This window comes from Archangium lansingense, from assembly GCF_026626635.1.
GTDB lineage: Bacteria > Myxococcota > Myxococcia > Myxococcales > Myxococcaceae > Archangium > Archangium lansingense.
The window spans coordinates 5676009-5693786 of record NZ_JAPNKA010000001.1; the positions used below are offsets into that span (position 1 = coordinate 5676009).

Annotated in this window: 13 protein-coding genes; 9 read left to right on the top strand and 4 right to left on the bottom strand. The window is 69.0% G+C overall.

Annotated features, from left to right (window positions below; genetic code table 11):
- Positions 1–10: 10 nt before the first annotated feature.
- Positions 11–1105, bottom strand: coding sequence for a diacylglycerol/lipid kinase family protein (locus tag OV287_RS23390; RefSeq protein WP_267536251.1), 1095 nt, complete (start codon positions 1103–1105; stop codon positions 11–13).
- A 328-nt stretch (positions 1106–1433) separates the two neighbouring features.
- On the opposite strand from OV287_RS23390, the gene dnaK reads away from it, so the two are divergent.
- The 5 genes from dnaK (at position 1434) to OV287_RS23415 (ending at position 9373) form a co-directional block, all read left to right on the top strand.
- Positions 1434–3344, top strand: a complete 1911-nt coding sequence (dnaK, locus tag OV287_RS23395) for a molecular chaperone DnaK (protein WP_267536252.1) — start codon at positions 1434–1436, stop codon at positions 3342–3344.
- A 137-nt stretch (positions 3345–3481) separates the two neighbouring features.
- Positions 3482–3889: a thiol-disulfide oxidoreductase DCC family protein gene (locus tag OV287_RS23400; RefSeq protein ID WP_267536253.1), complete on the top strand. Its 408-nt coding sequence runs from the start codon at positions 3482–3484 to the stop codon at positions 3887–3889.
- Positions 3890–3946: 57 nt separating this feature from the next.
- On the top strand, positions 3947–6472 hold the full coding sequence (locus OV287_RS23405) for an AAA family ATPase (RefSeq protein WP_373371919.1): 2526 nt from the start codon (positions 3947–3949) through the stop codon (positions 6470–6472).
- Between the two features lie 14 nt (positions 6473–6486).
- Positions 6487–8790 (top strand): vWA domain-containing protein, encoded by a 2304-nt coding sequence (locus OV287_RS23410; protein WP_267536255.1) that lies wholly within the window; start codon positions 6487–6489, stop codon positions 8788–8790.
- 13 nt (positions 8791–8803) lie between these two features.
- Positions 8804–9373, top strand: a complete 570-nt coding sequence (locus tag OV287_RS23415; protein ID WP_267536256.1) for a hypothetical protein — start codon at positions 8804–8806, stop codon at positions 9371–9373.
- A 5-nt stretch (positions 9374–9378) separates the two neighbouring features.
- On the opposite strand, the gene OV287_RS23420 is transcribed toward OV287_RS23415, so the two are convergent.
- Positions 9379–11568, bottom strand: a complete 2190-nt coding sequence (locus OV287_RS23420) for a fused MFS/spermidine synthase (protein ID WP_267536257.1) — start codon at positions 11566–11568, stop codon at positions 9379–9381.
- A gap of 108 nt (positions 11569–11676) precedes the next feature.
- Here OV287_RS23420 and OV287_RS23425 point away from each other — a divergent pair, with 108 nt between their 5' ends.
- Both OV287_RS23425 and OV287_RS23430 read left to right on the top strand, forming a co-directional pair.
- Positions 11677–12984 carry a hydroxyacid-oxoacid transhydrogenase gene (locus OV287_RS23425; protein ID WP_267536258.1) on the top strand — a complete coding sequence of 436 codons (1308 nt, stop codon included), beginning with the start codon at positions 11677–11679 and terminating at the stop codon, positions 12982–12984.
- A gap of 20 nt (positions 12985–13004) precedes the next feature.
- Positions 13005–13436 carry an acyl-CoA thioesterase gene (locus OV287_RS23430; protein WP_267536259.1) on the top strand — a complete coding sequence of 144 codons (432 nt, stop codon included), beginning with the start codon at positions 13005–13007 and terminating at the stop codon, positions 13434–13436.
- Positions 13437–13571: 135 nt separating this feature from the next.
- Here OV287_RS23430 and OV287_RS23435 read toward each other — a convergent pair whose 3' ends face one another.
- Positions 13572–14453: a DNA integrity scanning protein DisA nucleotide-binding domain protein gene (locus tag OV287_RS23435; RefSeq protein ID WP_267536260.1), complete on the bottom strand. Its 882-nt coding sequence runs from the start codon at positions 14451–14453 to the stop codon at positions 13572–13574.
- Positions 14454–14586: 133 nt separating this feature from the next.
- Here OV287_RS23435 and OV287_RS23440 point away from each other — a divergent pair, with 133 nt between their 5' ends.
- Complete coding sequence (locus OV287_RS23440) at positions 14587–14949, top strand: TraR/DksA family transcriptional regulator (RefSeq protein ID WP_043398472.1); 363 nt, start codon at positions 14587–14589, stop codon at positions 14947–14949.
- 64 nt (positions 14950–15013) lie between these two features.
- Here OV287_RS23440 and OV287_RS23445 read toward each other — a convergent pair whose 3' ends face one another.
- Positions 15014–15772 (bottom strand): double zinc ribbon and FHA domain-containing protein, encoded by a 759-nt coding sequence (locus OV287_RS23445; RefSeq protein WP_267536261.1) that lies wholly within the window; start codon positions 15770–15772, stop codon positions 15014–15016.
- 137 nt (positions 15773–15909) lie between these two features.
- On the opposite strand from OV287_RS23445, the gene OV287_RS23450 reads away from it, so the two are divergent.
- Positions 15910–17772, top strand: a complete 1863-nt coding sequence (locus OV287_RS23450) for a serine/threonine-protein kinase (RefSeq protein WP_373371841.1) — start codon at positions 15910–15912, stop codon at positions 17770–17772.
- Positions 17773–17778 lie beyond the last annotated feature (6 nt).

Genomic DNA, 17778 nt, shown 5'->3' on the forward strand with positions numbered 1-17778 from the left:
GGCAGGGCGCTCAGTGCACCGCGCCGTGGAAGTCCAGCAGCTCCACCGACTCGGGCGCCACGCTCAGCTTCACGTCCTCGCGGTAGCCCGCCGCGTCTCCACCCACCTGGAAGGGCATCGGCCTGGCGAAACGGATGTGGACGTCCTGGGTGTAGAAGTCGTGGATGCCCTCGGGGAACCAGCGGCCCGCCCACAGCTTCGGCAGGTTCGCCAGCACGCTCGTGGCGTTCAGCTGGCCCAGGCGCAGATGCATCATCCCCCGGCGCTCGCCCGCGAACGGGAACATCCGGAAGCCGTACCCGTAGAAGGGCATCGTCGCCGCCGCCGCCATCATCAGCGGGCCCTGGAAGATCCGCTGTCCCGGGGCGATGGGCGCGCCCACCGGGTTGCCGTCCGGCCCCACCCGGTACGCGTCACCGGCCTGGCCGTTGATGATCTCGCACTCCACCCAGGTCGGGTTGGACAGGTAGTGCGGCACCGTCTTGAGGGCCACCGCCGAGAAGTAGCCGCCAACACCCGTCAGTACCTTCTTGAGCAGTCCGCCGCGGCCGAGGTTGTCCTTCACCCAGAGGTAGTCGTTGAGCAGCTTCCCATCCACGCCCAGGCCCGCGAACGTCGTGCGCTGGCCATCCGCCAGCAGCAGATCCATCCGCCGGTGGCCCGGCACCTCGCCCGCGCGCGCTCGCACCACGTCTTGCAGGATGCCATCCGCGCCGTTGCCGGCATTCACGTACGTGGCCAGGCCGTTCCCCGTGCCCAGCTTCAACACGCCAAAGCGCGGTGCGCGCTTGCCGGCGAAGCGGCCCCGCGGCTCCAGCTGGCGGAACACCTCGCTCGCGAAGCCCTGGAACGTGCCGTCACCGCCACCCGTGAACACCATCGGGTAGTTGCGCTCCAGCACCGTCTGGACGATGCGCCGGCAGTCCAACTCCGAGCGCGACAGGAAGAGATCCTGCTCCGGCACCACGTGTGACAGGGACTTCACCAGCTGTGCGTCCACCCTGCGCGCATTGGCGTTGAGCAGTACCGCGATCTTGTGCTCGGGGGCACCGGCGACGGACGGATTCTGGCGCGGATCCACGGACCGAAGTGGCTGTACCAGCATGAGGCTGCCTCCAAAGGGGGGTAGAGGGGCTTCGGTCCTCCCGACTGCACATTCCCAGCCAATCGCTGACGCGAGGCGTTATTTGTGTCCTACCTCAATATTTCCGAGGGGTTGGCACGTTAGGTACTGATCGGATGCCCGGCTGGTTGCCACGCGCGGGTGGCGGAGGTGGAGAGCGCGTTACGCACCGTGGCAGGCCGGTGGCGCGAACGTGACGCGGCTTGACGCGGTTTGACACCCCGGGGTGGGTGGTTACGTTGGTCACACATCGGGGGTACTCGAAGCTTTCGCGGTACTTTTCCGCAGTCAATTCGGGAGGTTACACACCGTGGGCAAGATTATCGGCATCGACCTGGGCACCACCAACAGCGTGGTGGCGATCATGGAGGGTCGCGAGCCCAAGGTTCTCACCAATGAGGAAGGCGCCCGCACCACGCCCTCGGTCGTCGCGTTCGCGAAGGATGGGGAGCGGCTGGTAGGGCAGGTGGCCAAGCGTCAGGCCATCACCAACCCGGAGCGCACGATCTACTCCATCAAGCGCTTCATGGGCCGGCGGTACGAGGAGACCACCGAGGAGGCGAAGCTCGTCCCCTATAAGGTGGTGCGCGGCCCGCACGGCGACGCGCGCGTGGAGATCGATGGCAAGCAGTACAGCGCGCCGGAGATCTCCGCGCAGGTGCTGCTCAAGCTCAAGCGCGCTGCCGAGAACTACCTGGGCGAGAAGGTGACCGAGGCGGTCATCACCGTTCCGGCGTACTTCAACGACGCCCAGCGCCAGGCGACCAAGGACGCCGGTGAGATCGCCGGCCTCACCGTGCGGCGCATCGTGAACGAGCCGACGGCGGCGGCGCTGGCGTACGGCCTGGACAAGAAGAAGGACGAGAAGATCGCCGTCTACGACTTCGGCGGCGGCACGTTCGACATCTCCATCCTGGAGGTGGGCGAGAACGTGGTCGAGGTGCTCGCGACCAACGGTGACACCCACCTGGGCGGCGACAACATCGACCACACGCTCATGGACTGGCTGATCGCCGAGTTCAAGAAGGACAACGGCATCGACGTCTCCAAGGACAAGATGGTCCTGCAGCGCCTGAAGGAGGCGGCGGAGAAGGCGAAGATCGAGCTGTCCAGCACGATGGAGACGGAGATCAACCTGCCGTTCCTCACGGCGGACGCCTCCGGTCCCAAGCACCTCAACGTGCGCCTGACGCGGGCCAAGTTCGAGGCGATGATCGACACGCTCGTCGAGCGCTCGCTGGAGCCGTGCCGCAAGTGCCTGAAGGACTCGGGCGTGGACCTCAAGGACCTCAACGAGGTCGTGCTCGTGGGTGGTTCCACGCGCATCCCGAAGGTGCAGGAGGCGGTGAAGCGGCTGTTCGGCAAGGAGCCGAACCGCTCGGTGAACCCGGACGAGGTGGTGGCGGTGGGCGCGGCCGTGCAGGCCGGCGTGCTCGCGGGCGAGGTGAAGGACATCCTGCTGCTGGACGTCACCCCGCTGTCGCTGGGCGTGGAGACGCTGGGCGGTGTGATGACCAAGCTCATCGAGCGCAACACCACCATTCCTACCCGCAAGTCGGAGACGTTCTCCACGGCGGCGGATGGCCAGACGCAGGTGGAGATCCACATCCTGCAGGGCGAGCGCGAGATGGCCGGTGACAACCGGAGCCTCGGCCGCTTCCACCTGACGGGGATTCCCGCGGCGCCGCGCGGCGTGCCGCAGATCGAGGTGACGCTGGACATCGACGCCAACGGCATCCTCAACGTCAGCGCCAAGGACAAGGCGACGAGCAAGGAGCAGAAGGTCACCATCAGCCACTCGTCCGGTCTGGCGAAGGATGAAGTGGAGAAGATGGTCAACGCGGCCAAGGAGAACGAGGCCGCCGACAAGGCCCGCCGCGAGCTGGTGGAGGTGAAGAACCAGGCCGAGGCCCAGGCGTACGCCGCGGAGAAGATGATCAAGGAGAACCGCGAGAAGCTGTCTCCGGACGCCGTGTCGACGCTCGAGTCGGCCGTCAAGGCGCTCAACGAGGTGCGCGAGGGCCAGGACAAGGACGCCATCAAGGCGGCGTTGGATCGCCTGCAGCAGGCCAGCTACAAGGTGGCCGAGGAGATGTACAAGGCCACGGGCGGCGCTCCGGGCGAGGGCGCTCCTCCTCCGGGTGCCGACGCGGGTGCGGCTCCGGGCAGCTCGGCCAAGCCGAAGGACGACGTGGTGGACGCCGAGTTCCGCCAGTCGTAGTCCGAGCCTGTTGAACCCTGGAAGGGCCGGTGCTCCCGTGGGAGTATCCGGCCCTTCTGTTTTATTCGCGCGCTCCGGACTCCAACCGATATGAATGAGCGCGAGGCCCCTCGCATGGGCCAGGCGGGAGGAGAGCCATGATGGCGCTGACGACGACGCCCCCGGGGCATGACGTCATCCTGTACGACGGGCACTGCCGCTTGTGCATCGGGGCCGCGAAGCAGTTCCAGCGGCTGTTGAGAGGTCACGGCACGCAGCTGCGCTCGTTCCGGGAGGAGGGGGTGCTGGCCGCGTACCCTGGCATCCCGCTCGAGCGGTGCGAGAAGGGGATTCAGCTCGTCCAGGCGGACGGGCGGATCTTCGAGGGGGCCGAGGCCGTGGTGCAGGCGCTGGGGCGCAGGCCGCTGGGCAAGCTGCTCTTCCTCTACTACGTGCCGGGGCTGCGGCAGGTGGCGGACTGGCTCTACGGCCTCATTGCCCGTTACCGCTTCCGCATCGCAGGTCGCTCCTGCCCGGACGGAGCGTGTGCCGTGCATTTCAAGTAGCGGCCCGCCGAGCCCTTCAAATGAGGCGGCGGGGAGGGCTACGATGGGCGCCCCGTGATCCACCCGCCCACGCCCGTCCATCCCCAGGCCGCGCAGGCCTTCCGCCACTTCTTCCAGGAGCTGCGCGAGGCCTACCTCGAGCGTGAGACGCTCTTCACCCAGATTGAACTGGCGCTGCTGTGCCGGGAGCACGTGCTCGTCGTCGGCCCCCCAGGAACGGCCAAGAGCGCCATCGCCTCGGCGGTGCTCGGCCGCATCCTCGACGAGAAGACGGGGCAGCCCTCGCTCTTCGCCAAGCAGATCGCCGAGTCCACCGTGCAGACGGACCTCATTGGTCCGGTGGACTTCAAGGTGCTCACCGAGACGGGCCGCACCGAGTTCATCACCGAGGACGGCATGCTGGGCGCCACCCACGCCTTCCTCGACGAGGTCTTCGACGGGCGCGACATGCTGCTGCGCTCCATCCTCAACGTCCTGCACGAGCGCGAGCTCAAGCACGGGCGCCGGGTGACGAGCGGTCGCATCGAGTGCGCCATCATGACGAGCAACCGCTACCTCTCCGAGGTGCTGGCGCGCTCGCCGGAGCTGCTGCTGGCCTTCGCGGACCGGCTCAGCTTCATCTCTTTCGTACCCAAGTCCTTTGCCCGGCGCCCCAGCCGCGCGGCCATGCTGCACCGCTTCGCCCATGGCATCCGGCCGGACCTGCGCGCCTCCCTCACCCTGCAGCAGCTGGATGTGCTCCAGGCGGCCGTGGAGCAGGTGACGGTGGCCAGCCACCTGCTCGAGGCCATCGAGATGCTCACCGATGAGCTGGAGCGTGCGCTCACGGCTCAGGTGTCCAAGCTGCCCGACTACGTTCCCACCAAGTACTTCTCCCAGCGCTCGGTGGTGAAGGCGCTGTGGGCCCTCAAGGCCGCGGTGGTGAGGGATCAGCTCTACCGCCGTCCGGACCGGCCGCTCGAGGCCACCGTGGAGGACCTGGACGCCCTGCGCTGGTTCTTCCTGCTCGGCGGGCCCCAGGCGGAGGAGGTCGAAGCGCTCCTCAAGGCGGCGGTGGATCCGCGCGAGCGTGCGCAGCTGGAGATTGTCCGCATCGAGCAGAAGGCCTTCGACGCCGCGCTGACCAAGGTGCGCGCCGAGCTCGGAACGGGAGTGGATCGCGAAGCGGCCTCGCTCGGCGCGCCGGATGAGAGCAAGGCGGTGGAGGCGCTCGCGCGCAACTTCCAGCCTGGCATCGTTACCACCACGGCGCAGCGCGTGCGCGCCAAGCTCGTCCCGGGGCCTCGTCACCCGGACAACCGGGTGGCTCTGCTGGGGGCCGCGCGCGGGCTGCTCTCGGTGGTGGAGCAGCGGATGGCTCGCGGTCCCGTCGAGGGCCCCGAGGCTCGGGCGGGGATGGCCATGTTCACCGCGCTCTCGGAGACGGTGGAGCTGTGCCGCCAGGTGCCGGAGCTGCGCCAGCGGCTGCCGGCCCTGTGCGACTCGGTGTCCCGCTTCCTCCTGCAGGCGCTCGAGTTGATGGCGCTCAACGCCGAGAGCCTCGCCTTCGACGAGTCGGTGGCGCTGGAGACGCTCGTCAGCCTCACGGACAACGTCTCCGATGAGATGGGCCGGGTGAGCGAGCTCCTGGCACTCCTCGCCGAGGGCAACTCGAGCGTGGTGGCGCGGTTGCGGGCCGCCGAGGCCGAGGCGCGCCGCCGGGCCGTGGCCGCCCTCCGTCAGCGTGCGACGAGCGCCTTCTCGGGCACGCGTGGCCGGAGGGATCCGCTCGATGCGCTCTCGGCGGATTCGCGTCGGCTCTCCCAGCTCGAACAGGCCCTGAGCAAGCTGGACGCCGCGCAGCACGGCCTCAAGCAGGAGCTGTTGCAGCCGCTCGGTTCCGCCTACGCGCGGGATGTGCTGTCCACCACGCCCTTCGAGCGCATCGACCAGTTCTCGCGCACGGTACAGACGGTGGCGGAGAACCTGCGGCGCGAGGGCCTGGCCCCCGAGCCCGTGTTGGCCGAATGCAAGGAGATCATCGAGACGCGGCTGCGCGAGTACGCGCGGGGCATCGGCCGCGAGGTGGCGAGTCCTCCGCCGGCCCCCCATGCCGCCGTCAGCGGCGAGGCCTACAACTTCTACCGAGGCGATTTCTCCACGCAGCTCCGGGATGGCGAGCTCGCCGCGCTGCTCGGGCTGGATGGGCAGCTCGCCTTCGCGCAGCACTCCTCCGCGGCGTCCTTCCTCTCCCACGAGATCCGCGATGCGGTGGCCCGGGTGGAGCTGGCCTTCGTGCAGACGCGCCTCAAGTACCTGCGCAGCTGGCTCACCCAGCTCCTCACGGATCTGCCGGCCCCGCGCTCCGCCCAGCGCCGCAATCAGGCGGATCAGATCTTCGATCGGCTGGTGAAGAGCCGCTTCCCGCTGCTCGCGCTCAAGGAGGGCGAGCTGGTGCGCATCAAGGGCGTGCTCGGGGTGCTGATCGCCATCCCCGGCGAGCTGGGCGAGAGCGCGCGCAAGCTGGAGAACGTGCTGCGCGGTATCGACGACGACTTCACCCGCTTCAGCAAGGAACTGCTGGAGCAGCGGGCCTCGCTGTGAGGGGGTGCTGACGCGTGCTCAGCTCGCGGCTCTCACGCCTGCGGCTCCGGTTGGACGCGCTCCAGGGCGCCGCGTCCCAGCCCGAGGGATTGCGGGGTTGGTGGCTCGGTCTCACGGCTCCGTCCGAGGTGGACCTGTCCATGCCCACCCTGACGGCGCTCGATCGCTCGCTGGAGCGGGTCGGGGTGCACACCCTCGCGGACGCGCGGCTGCTGCTCGAGCTCGGCGTGCGCAAGGGCAGGGTGGGCGACCTGGCCACGGGCTTGAAGACCCGAGCCCAGGAGTCCCTGGAGGAGTTCGAGCGGACGCTCGACGCGGTGGAGAAGATGCTCCGGGCGGGCCGGACGCCTCCAGGCGCGCGCACGGCACTGGAGCGAGGCTTCGTCCGGCTCGCGAGGGTCCTGCGGGTGGCGGATCTCTTCATGTCCCCCACGCCTCCGCCGAAGGAGGAGGGCTCTTTCGAGATCTTCGCGCGGCCCGGTCCGCTCTGGAACGACCGCGTGGCCCCAAGCACGGCCCGCATGGCCGTGGCCGAGTTCCTCGCGCAGCGGGCTCGCTCCAACGTGGATGACCTGGTCCAGAAGCGGCGCGACCTGGACATGGCCCATGAGATCCTCCTGCGCATCGGCATGGACCACGACCGCGACCGGGGCGTGGCCCTGCGCAGCGAGGTGTCCCAGGCGCGCGATCGTGTCCGGGAGCAGCCGGCGGCGCGTTCTCTGGATGCGCTGGTGCAGGAGGTGCGGCGCACCGCGCAGCGGGATCCCCAGATGGCGTGGCAATCGCTCCGGGGGCTCTACGAGCGCGCGCTGGAAGCCAATGATGCCCAACTGGCGGAAACGGCCCGGGCGGCGCTCGAGCCGCTGCTGCCTGCCCAGCAGCCCATGCGGGCCATGCTGGAGTCCTCCGAGCGGGATGACCTGACGCGCTGGTTCGGCGAGAAGCCCCCCGCCCACGAGGGCCCCAATGGCCTGCGCGAGCCACCCAAGGCCTCTACCGCGGACGACCTGCTCGCGGACCTGGCCTTCTCGCTCAAGCCCGAGCAGCTCTCCGCGTTCGAGCTGGCGGCGGGCTGCGGCCGCTACTTCGACGTGGAGGACGCCCTCACCGAGGAGATCGTCGAGCTGAACACCCGCAAGGTGCGGCCCGTGCCGCGGCGGGTGCCGTACCCCACCCAGAACATGACGTTCGAGCGCACGGGTGGCCTCCACGAGGTGCACAACTTCGTCGTCTCGGACCCGCGGTTGGTCCTGTACGACCTGGCCGCCCACAGCCAGACGGTGCGCGCCTACCTGGAGGACGAGCCGCCCCCCCGGCCCAAGAAGATGAAGCGCACCGCCGTGCGCGTGTATGTGTGTGATGCCTCGGGCTCCATGCACGGCGCTCGTGCCCGCTTCCGCGATGCCATCATCATCGCCGAGCTCAACAACCTCCGGGTCAAGGCCCGCAAGAACCAGCCCTTCGATCCGCTCTACTTCTCCTTTTTCAACGACACCCCCACCGAGCTGGCTCGCGTGGACACGGCTCGCGAGGCCACCCGGCAGATCGAGAAGCTCTTCCGCGACTCGCCCGCCGAGGGCCAGACGGACATCTCCCTCGCGCTCATGTCCGCCTTCGAGTCCATTCGCGCCGCGCAGGGGAGGGATCCATACCTTGCCCGCGCCACGGTGGTGCTCATCACCGACGGCGAGGATCGCGTCGACCTGGAGCTCATCCGCCGCACTCGGGCCCCCATGGACGCGCTGGACATCTCGCTCAGCTTCATCTCGCTCGGCGAGGAGAACCCGGACCTCAAGTCGCTCGTCCTGGAGCAGCGCGCCCGCGGCGGCCGCGCCTTCTACCACCACCTTTCCGACCAGGAGATCCAGTGGGCGCGCACCGAGTTCGACAGCCCCTGGCGCACCCTCCTGCCTCGCGACGTGCCCGTTACCCCGGAGGCCATCGAGGCGCTCGCGCCCCACCTCCAGGCGTTGGAGGCGCTCGCCGCCGGACGCACGCTCCCGTCCACCCCCGTGGCCTCCGAGGCCTCGTTCGACGCGCTCTTCCCAGAGGTGGAGCGGCTCTCCCGTCAGAAGGCGGCGGAGAGCCCCGGCCCCGAGGTGTTCGCTCGCGTGGCCGACATCCTCGACGCCATCGTGGAGGCCTCCGCACTCGCCCCCGCCGAGCGCCGCCCCACCGAGGGCATCCTCCTCCTGCAGCACCTGCTCGGGGTGTATCAGCTCCCCCCTGCTCGCTACCTCGCCGCGCTCGCCACGGGAGGTTCAGAGGTGCACGAGCGCCTCGCACGTGTCCGCCTCCTCTGCCGCCCATTCGAGTAGGCTGTCGCCGGTCATGCTCTTCGACTGGTTGCGCAAGAAGAAGACGCCCAAGAAGCCCGAGCGGCCCAAGGATCCGCTCGCGGCTTTCGATCAGCTCATCGAGGACCTGGAGCGACAGGGCGCTGAGATCCGCAAGTCCGCCGCCACGCTGCTGGCGCTCCGGGGCGATCTGGCCCGCTCCGAGGCTCGCTACGTCAAGCGTCTGGAGGAGCTCGCGAAACGGCGTGCCCAGGCGGACGAGCAGGGGGATGCGAAGATCTCCGCGACGCTCGAGCGCGATCGCTTGCAGGCCGAGTCCCTGCTGAACACCACGCGCGAGTCGCTCAACCGCGCCGAGCAGGATGGCAAGCTGCTGTTGGAGGCCGCCGCGGACCTCGGCAGCCGCGTGGCCGAGCTCCGCGTGGAGCGCGAGAGTGCCTCCGCTCGGCTCGCAGTGGGTGGGCTCGTCTCCACGGCCCTCCAGGAGCAGGTGGAGCGCTTCGAGAAGGTGCTCGCCGTGGATGCTGCCCGGGATGAGGTGGAACGGGCCCACGCGCTCGCGGACATCTACCGCGAGGAGCGTGGAGAGACCGTGAAGCCCTGAAGCGCTCAGGGCCCGGCGGGAGCCGCTACCGGTGCGTGGGCCTTGGTCGGCTCCTCGATGATGTCCTGATGGCTCCAACCCAGACTCCGGAGGGCCAGCAGCACGCTGCTGCGTTCGTCCGTCCACCGCACTCGTGGAGGCGCCGCGAGGGCCATCCGGCGCACCCACGCTTCACTGTTCAGGAAGGCGTCTCCCTGGAAGAAGCTCGCGTCCGGACTGAGCACCATCCAGAGGGCGGTGAGCGTGTCTCCGCTCATGGCCGTCTTCACCTGAGTGGCGTGCCAGCCGGACGTCCACGCATGTGCCAGGACGATGGGGGCCAGGTCCAGGTGGAGGTTGCTGATGTGCAGCGCCAGCACTCCCCCGGGCGCCAGGTGCCGCCGGTAGAGCTCCATGGCCTCCTCGGTGAGCAAGTGGACCGGGATGGCATCCGAGCTGAAGACATCCACCGCGAGCACGTCGAAGCCCTGGCCCTGGCCACGTTCCAGCTCCTGCTCGAGCAGGATGCGCGCATCCCCCTCCACCACCTCGGCCCGTGCCGGCGTGTCGCGCAAGAAGGAGAAGTAACCTCCCGCCCCCTGCGCCAGAGCGATGACCTGGGGGTTGATCTCATAGAAGCGAAGGGTGTCCCCGGCGCGTCCCAGCGCGGCCGTCGCTCCCACCCCCAGTCCCAGCACTCCCACGCGCAGCGATGGGGGCAAGCCCGCGCGCTCCTTGCGCTGCCGCTGCTCGGTGAGTGCCAGTCCGAGCCCCGCCTTGGGCGTGTAATAGGCCGTGGGCGTCATCGTCCGCCCCGGCTGGGCGTATTGGTAGCCGTGCATGACGATGCCGTGCCGGAGGATGAACACGTGGTCCTCGGTGCCTCGATCCGACTCCCACAGCTGCACCACGCCGAAGAAGCCGCGCCATGACCCGAGCACGTGGCCCGGCTTCATCACCGCCTGGCCCAGTGCGCCGGTCACCAGGACGAGCAACAGCGCCGGAATGGCTCGGAGCGCGGTCCGTGGGAGCGTCTCCTGGGGGGCGCGGCGCAACAGGACGAGCGCGGCCAGGAGACAGCAGGAGCCGAGCGCGAGTGGGTACTCCAGGTAGGAGCTCAACAGGCGCGGGGCCACCAGTTGGACGAGGACTCCGCCGAGCGCGCCACCCACGGACCCCCAGAGGTAGAAGGCACCCAGGTGGCGTGGCGCAGGCCGTAGCCGGTACAGCTCTCCATTGCAGAGCAGGGCCCCGGAGAAGAGGGCCGCCGAGTGCACGAGAAGCTGGAGGGACAGTGCGCTCTCCGAGCCCCGGTAGTGGAGGGCCGTCACTCCGCCCGCCGCCAGCAGCAGGAGCAGCGCGGTGAGGGGCCGCGAGTAGAGCGCCTCGCGCTCGAAGGCGAGGATGAAGGTGAGGAGGTACAGGGCCAGCGGCAGCACCCAGACGAAGGGGCCGGCCGACACGTCCTGCGAGAGCTGATTCGTCGTCGCCAGCAGCAGCACCGAGGCACATCCGCTCAGCCCCAGCCAGGCCAGGGTGCGCCCTATGCCCGGTGGACGCTCCCGGGCCTCTTCCTCTCGTTGAGCCTGTACTGGTTCGTCCGCGAGGCGCAGCACGCCCCGGGCGCACAGCGCGCAGCTTCCGGCGAAGAGGAGGAAGCCCAGGCCCCATCCCCACGCCTGGACGCCGCGTCCTAGCCAGGGCTCGACCAGGAAGGGGTAGGCCAGCAGGGCCAGCAGCGAGCCAGCGTTGGAGAGTGCGTAGAGCCGGTAGGGCGAAACGCCTGGCCGCACCCGGCTGAACCAGCTCTGCAGCAGCGGCGCGGTGGTGGACAGTGTGAAGAAGGGCAAGCCCAGGGTGGCCGCGAGCAGGGACAGCAGCCGCGCGGTGGAGAGGTCATCCGCCGTGGGGCGCCACTCGGGCCCGGGTGCCACGGGCGAGCCGTTGAGCAGCATGCGCCCGGTCAGCACCACCATCGTCACGCCGAGCAGCCCCAGGTGCACCTGCGCCTGCCGCCGCGGCGCCAGCCAGCGTCCGCTGGCATATGCGTAGGCGTAACCGCCCAGGAGCATCGTCTGGAAGAAGAGCATGCAGGTTGTCCAGACCGAGGGCGTGCCGCCAAACCAGGGGAGCGCGTACTTTCCCGCCAGTGGCTGCACACCGAAGAGCAGGAATGCGCCAAGGAAGAGGGTGACGGCATAGGGGCGCGTGGACATGGGGAGCAGGGACGATAGCACCTGCACTTCTGGGACAGCCCAGGTTGTCTGATTCAGGGTGCGACGGGGCGTCCCAGGTGCTCCAATGCGACCGCTCAGGAGGACGCGATGGGCTGCTGCCACTATCACCCCGTTGGAGAGGGCTGCGACACCGCCTTCACCGTGGATACCTCACGCATCACCTTCGGCCGCGGCTGTCTGGCCGAGGTGGGCGACCGTGCCAGGGCGCTCGGAATGAAGCGCGTGGCCCTGTTCTCGGACGAGCGTCTGGCCCGGCTGCCGCACTTCCAGAAGGTGCGCCAGTCCTTGAGCGCCGCCGGGCTGGAGGTCGCCGCCTACACCGACGTGCACGTCGAGCCCACGGACCGCTCGTTCCTGGAGGCGGCGCGCTTCGCCTCGGAGGCTCGCCCGGATGGCTACATCTCCCTGGGCGGCGGCTCGGTCATCGACACGTGCAAGGCGGCCAACCTCTACGCCACGTACCCGGCGGACTTCCTGGCCTACGTCAACGCGCCGGTAGGCGAGGGGCGCCCGGTGCCCGGCCCGCTCAAGCCGCACATCGCCTGTCCCACCACTTCAGGCACGGGCAGCGAGGTCACCGGTATCACCATCTTCGATCTGCTCTCGATGGCGGCGAAGACGGGTATCGCCTCGCCGGCGCTGCGGCCCACCGAGGCGCTCATCGATCCGGACTGCACCGCGACCCTTCCCGCTGAGGTGGTCGCCGCCAGCGGGCTGGACGTGCTGTCCCACGCGCTGGAGTCCTATACCGCGCGGCCGTATGTGCGCCGTCCCGCACCTCCTCGGCCGAGCCTGCGGCCCATGAGCCAGGGCGCCAACCCGTGGAGCGATCTCGGCTGCCGCGAGGCGCTGCGTCTGATGGGCCTGTACCTGGAGCGCGGAGTCGCGGACGCGGAGGACCACGAGGCCCGCGAGCAGCTGATGTGGGCCTCTACGCTCGCTGGCATCGCCTTCGGGAATGCCGGGGTGCACGCGCCGCACGGCATGGCCTACGCCGTGGCCGGGCTGGTGCGCGACTTCCAGCCCTCCGGTTACCCGGAAGGAGAGCCCCTGGTGCCGCACGGCATGGCCGTCATCGTGAATGCCCCTGCTGTGTTCCGCTACACCGCCGAGGTGAGCCCCGAGCGCCACCTGGAAGCCGCTCAGTGGCTCGGTGCGGACGTGCGTGGCGCTACGCCCGGTGACGCGGGCGAGGTGCTCGCAGGAAAGCTCATCCAGATCATGCGTGCCGTGGGCATTCCCAATGGCCTTGGCGGTGTCGGCTACACCGAGGCCGATGTGGCTGCCCTCACGGAGGGTGCCTACCCGCAGCAGCGCCTGTTGCAGAACGCGCCTCGCGAGATGACCCGGCCCATCCTCACCGACCTGTTCCGCCAGGCGCTGCGTTACTGGTAACCGAAGCAGGGGCAATCGCCATGTCCGACGTCGAGACCTCCGACCGCTACCGCTACTTCCTGCCCATCACCACTCGCTGGATGGACAACGACGTCTACGGTCACATCAACAACGTCACGTACTACAGCTACTTCGACACCGTCGCGAACCATTACCTCATCCACGAGGGCGGCCTGGACATCGTCAACAGTCCCGTCATCGGCCTCGTCGTGGAGTCCCGGTGCACCTACCGCGCCCCACTCGCGTATCCCGACCGTCTGCGCGCGGGCCTGCGCGTGGACAAGCTCGGGAACCGCTCCGTGACCTACGGCATCGGCATCTTCAAGGAGGGCGAGGAGCAGGCCGCCGCCCACGGGTACTTCGTGCACGTCTTCGTGGAGCGTCAGTCGCGCAAGGCCGTGGCCATTCCCGAGCGCCTGCGTGAGGCGCTCGCGCGGATCTCCGCGGCCTGAGGGTCCGGAGGCTCGGTGGGGTACAACCCGGGAGCTGGATACCCTCACCCCGTCCCTCTCCCGGAGGGAGAGGGGATGGTGCGGAGAGGGGAAGGGGTGGAGAGGGGAGGGGGTGGAGAGATGCGTTTGGCGGCTTTACGTGCGGCGCGCGGTCTGGTGCAGCTCCAGCACGATGTTGCCGCCCTTGAAGAGCCTCACCGCTCCCGACGTCTGGCTCACCACCAGCGCGATGCACTTCGTCGTCGACGTGATGCTCGCCGCCGCCGCGTGCCTCGCCCCCAGCCCCAGCGGGATCTTCACCATCTCGTCCGAGGCCGACAGGTAGCGCCCCGCCGCCAGCACCACCCCGTCCTCCCGGATGACGAATGAGCCGTCCAGCACCGAGAAGTTCTTGATGGCCTCTCGGATCTTCGGATCCAGCACATTTCGCTCGGCCTCCGACAAACCCTGGAACGGGTTGATCGTCATCTGCCGGCTCTTCTCCATCACGCTGGTGTGGTCCCCAATCGTGATGATCGTCCCGATGGGGTGACCCTCGAAGCCCTCCTGGCCCACCTGCAGCGCCAGCTGGATGAGCGCGTCCACCACCTGCGAGTTGAACTCGTCTCCCAGCTTCACGCCCTCGATCGTCAGCCGATCGTCCAGCGAGCCGCCGATGCGCATCTGCATCAGGGTGTCCGGCGGACGACCCAGCTTGCCTGTCATGCACAGGACCAGGTCCCCCTCCTTGAAGGCCCCCTGGGAGAGCGCCGACACGAGCGCTACCTTCACCCGCTCGGTGCGTGAGTAGTCGTAGGCGGGAATCACCAGCGCCCTCTGTTTACTGCCCAACAATTCCTCCGCTATCCGCGGAGAGGTCACTGCGTAGACGAGCTTGCGCTTCGCGAGCTGCCGGCGCAGGTCCTCGGGTGCGATGGGCACGTCGCTGATGTAGAGAAAGTGGTCCACGTCCCCTTTCCCAGCGAGCGAGAGGGCGGCTCGCAGGAACTCCCGGTCGAATTTCGAGGCATCGCTCATTGGGTACGACCTCGCCGCCTGTTTCTAAGGGTGGTCCAGGTCTCCTTGACACCAGACCGCAGGTGAATAAAGCTTTCCGGCCCTTTTTTACGGGGTATGGGCCCATTTCCCCGCAGTACGGGAGCCTAAGGCTGTGAACCAGAAAGATCTCAAGCGTTACAAGAAGATGCTCGAGGACAGCAAGACGAGCCTGCTGGAGAGCGCCAAGAAGACGCTGGTGGAGGAGGCCAGCTTCGATACCGATGATCTCCCCGATGAGATCGACCAGGCCTCCTCTGAGTACGCTCAGTCGATGGTGTTCCGCCTGCGCGACCGGGAGAAGTTCCTGCTGCAGAAGATCGAGCGAGCCCTGGGCCGCATCGAGGATGGCACCTTCGGCATTTGCGAGCGGTGCGAGGAGGAGATCTCCCCCAAGCGGTTGGAGGCGCGGCCTGTGACCACGCTGTGCATCCGCTGCAAGGAGGAGCAGGAGAAGAAGGAGAAGTCCTACGGCTGAGGCTGTAGGAGGGCAGGGGAGCTCCCCCGCGCACGGGCCCGCGTAAGAGCTCTCCTGCTTCTCGTCAGGCCGCCAGTTGGATCTCCACCCGGAGCAGCTGGCGGCCGATGAGGAAGTGGTCCCCGTTGTCCACGAAGACGGGACCGGTGAGCCGGATGAAGGTGCCGTTGGATGACCCCACGTCGCGCACCCGCAGGCGGTCCTGCTTCACACTCAGCAGCGCGTGACGCCCCGAGACGAAGCCGTCGGTGGGGAAGCTGATGTCGCCCTGCTCGCGCCCCAGCTGGTTGTCGCCTTCCTTGAGCGGAAAGGCCGCCCCGCGCAGCCCCCCCTCCAGAATCTGCACCAGCCGTAGCCGGTAGCCCGGGTCCACCGAGCCCCAGATGTGGGCGCCGCCCGGACCCACCGCCGCGGCGGGGATGGGCTCGAGCACCAGCCGCTGCCGCCCCAGGCGCAGCTCCCCGCCCACCGGCAGCTCGCGCTCCTGGCGCAGGCGGACGAAGACGCCATTGGCGCCCCCCACGTCCTCCACCGCCAGCCGCCCGCCCGAGAAGAAGAACCGGGCCTGCTCGGGCATGATGAAGGGGTCATCCGTCAAGACCAGGTCCCCCTGGGGGCCGCAGGTCAGGGTGTCCCCCGTCATTCGCACCACCGACTCGGGGCCGCCGTCCGCCCGCACCACCCGGAGGGCGACCTGGGGCCTGGCCGCCAGCTTCGGCGCGGCCATCACCATCGTGCCGGAGCGCATGGGCGAGCCACAGGCGTGACAGGTGGAGGCGGAGTCGGGGTTCTCGGCGTCGCAACGGGGGCAGTAGGAGGCCATGGCAGGCGGAGGTACATATCAAGCCCGGCCCGGGCTGGCTCGGGCGCTGAACATTGCCCGTCCACCTTGCGGGCGACCCGACGCTCGTGGGAAGTTCGGGGGCCAACACCCGACCCCTGAATTCCGGGAAGCCCCCCTTGCATTGCCCCAGCTGCGGCGCCGACGCCGGTGACGTTTCCAAGTACTGCTCCTCTTGCGACGCCCCCCTCGCGCGCGGTGAGGCGGACGAGTACATCGGCCTTACCATCGCCCAGAAGTACCAGGTGGAAGCCCTCATCGGAGAGGGCGGTATGGGCAAGGTGTACCGAGCCCGCCAGGTGGCCCTGGACAAGCTGGTGGTGCTCAAGGTGCTGCGCCACACGCTGCTGGGCGATGACCGCACCGTGGCCCGCTTCAAGCGCGAGGCCAAGGCCGCCAGCCGCCTCAACCACGCCAACTCCATCAGCATCCTCGACTTCGGCATCGCCGAGGACGGGGCCCTCTTCATCGCGATGGAGTTCGTCCCGGGGCAGGACCTGCACACCGTGCTCAGCAAAGACGGTCCGCTCCCCGAGCCGCGCATCGTCCGCCTCGTCAGCCAGGTGCTCTCCGCCCTCTACGACGCGCACAACGCCGGCGTCATCCACCGGGATCTCAAGCCCGAGAACATCATGGTGGAGCAGCGCCGCAATGAGCCGGACTTCGTGAAGGTGCTAGACTTCGGCATCGCGAAGATCCAGGACGCGGACGGCGACGGGCCCGCCCTCACGCGCACCGGCTTCGTCTGCGGCACCCCCGAGTACATGTCTCCCGAGCAGGCCCGTGGCGCCACGCTGGACCACCGCTCGGACCTGTACGCCGTGGGCGTCATCCTCTACCAGCTCCTCACCGGCCGGCTGCCCTTCGAGTCCGACTCGGCGGTGGGCTACGCCACCAAGCACCTCACCGAGGAGCCCCTTCCTCCGTCCCGCAAGCGTCCGGACATCCGCGTCTCGCCGGCCATGGAGCGGCTCATCATGCGGGCCCTCTCCAAGAGCCCGGATGACCGTCCGCAGGACGCCGAGGCCTTCAAGGCCGAGCTGATCGCCGTGGAGAAGGAGCGCGAGCGCCGCTCCAGTGCCTCGCCAGCTGTCCGGCGCACGGGGCCTGCCCAGGGAGTGCTCGCGCCGTTGCCGCGCAGGGCCACGCCGCCTCCCAGCGGAATGAGCACCGAGGTCACCGACCCGGGTTGGGGTGGTGAGTCCGAGGCTACCGTACGTGCCGAGCGGGTGCCGCCCGGTGCTGCCGCCGTGGCTCGCGCCGCGCCGGAGCGCACGCAACTGGCCCCTCCGAGTCGGCTTCCGCCAGAGCGCGAGCGTTCCCACCCCGTGCCAGTTGCCCCCGTGCGTTCCTCGGCCGAGCGTCCCCCGCTCGAGCGGGCCACGACCGATCGCTTGCAGATCGAGCGGGCTCCCGCGCCCACCGTCAACCAGGCCCTGATCAACGACAAGACCGAGGCCATCGTCGCCACCATTCCCGATACGGGCGGCGGCTTCGGTTTCCTCAAGGCCTTCGTCCTCACCCTGGCGCTGGTGACGATCGGCTTCGTCGCCTGGTGGATGTACACGAACTGGCGCAACCAGTCCCTGGAGCAGCCCTTCGTTCCGCCGAAGAACGCGCCCATCCCGGGCCAGGAGTCCAGGGCCTACCCGCCGTCCACTCCCAGCGAGCCGGCGTACGAGCAGAATGTCCCCGCGGACAAGCGCAACCCGCGCGAGGCTCAGCGTCGGCAGCAGACCGGGTACGCCGCCTACAAGCGCGGTGACCTCGGGGCGGCTGCCACCGAGTACCTTGCGGCCTTCTCGCTCGATCCGTCGCCGGAGCTGTCGCTGATTCTGGGCGAGGTGTACTGGGCGCTCGACAGCCATGACGAGGCGCGCGGCTGGTGGACGCGCCACCTGCGCGACCTGCCGGACTCTCACGCTCGCGCCACCCTCCTGCTCAAGGAGCCGTTGCTGGCCTCCGCCGCCGGGAGCAGGTAGCTCCGC

Excerpts from the sequence above, each read along its gene's own strand:
- OV287_RS23415 (WP_267536256.1), top strand. The coding sequence starts at position 8,804 with ATGCTCTTCGACTGGTTGCGCAAGAAGAAGACGCCCAAGAAGCCCGAG.
- OV287_RS23400 (WP_267536253.1), top strand. The coding sequence starts at position 3,482 with ATGATGGCGCTGACGACGACGCCCCCGGGGCATGACGTCATCCTGTAC.
- OV287_RS23420 (WP_267536257.1), bottom strand. The coding sequence starts at position 11,568 with ATGTCCACGCGCCCCTATGCCGTCACCCTCTTCCTTGGCGCATTCCTG.
- OV287_RS23430 (WP_267536259.1), top strand. The coding sequence starts at position 13,005 with ATGTCCGACGTCGAGACCTCCGACCGCTACCGCTACTTCCTGCCCATC.
- OV287_RS23390 (WP_267536251.1), bottom strand. The coding sequence starts at position 1,105 with ATGCTGGTACAGCCACTTCGGTCCGTGGATCCGCGCCAGAATCCGTCC.
- OV287_RS23445 (WP_267536261.1), bottom strand. The coding sequence starts at position 15,772 with ATGGCCTCCTACTGCCCCCGTTGCGACGCCGAGAACCCCGACTCCGCC.
- OV287_RS23425 (WP_267536258.1), top strand. The coding sequence starts at position 11,677 with ATGGGCTGCTGCCACTATCACCCCGTTGGAGAGGGCTGCGACACCGCC.
- OV287_RS23435 (WP_267536260.1), bottom strand. The coding sequence starts at position 14,453 with ATGAGCGATGCCTCGAAATTCGACCGGGAGTTCCTGCGAGCCGCCCTC.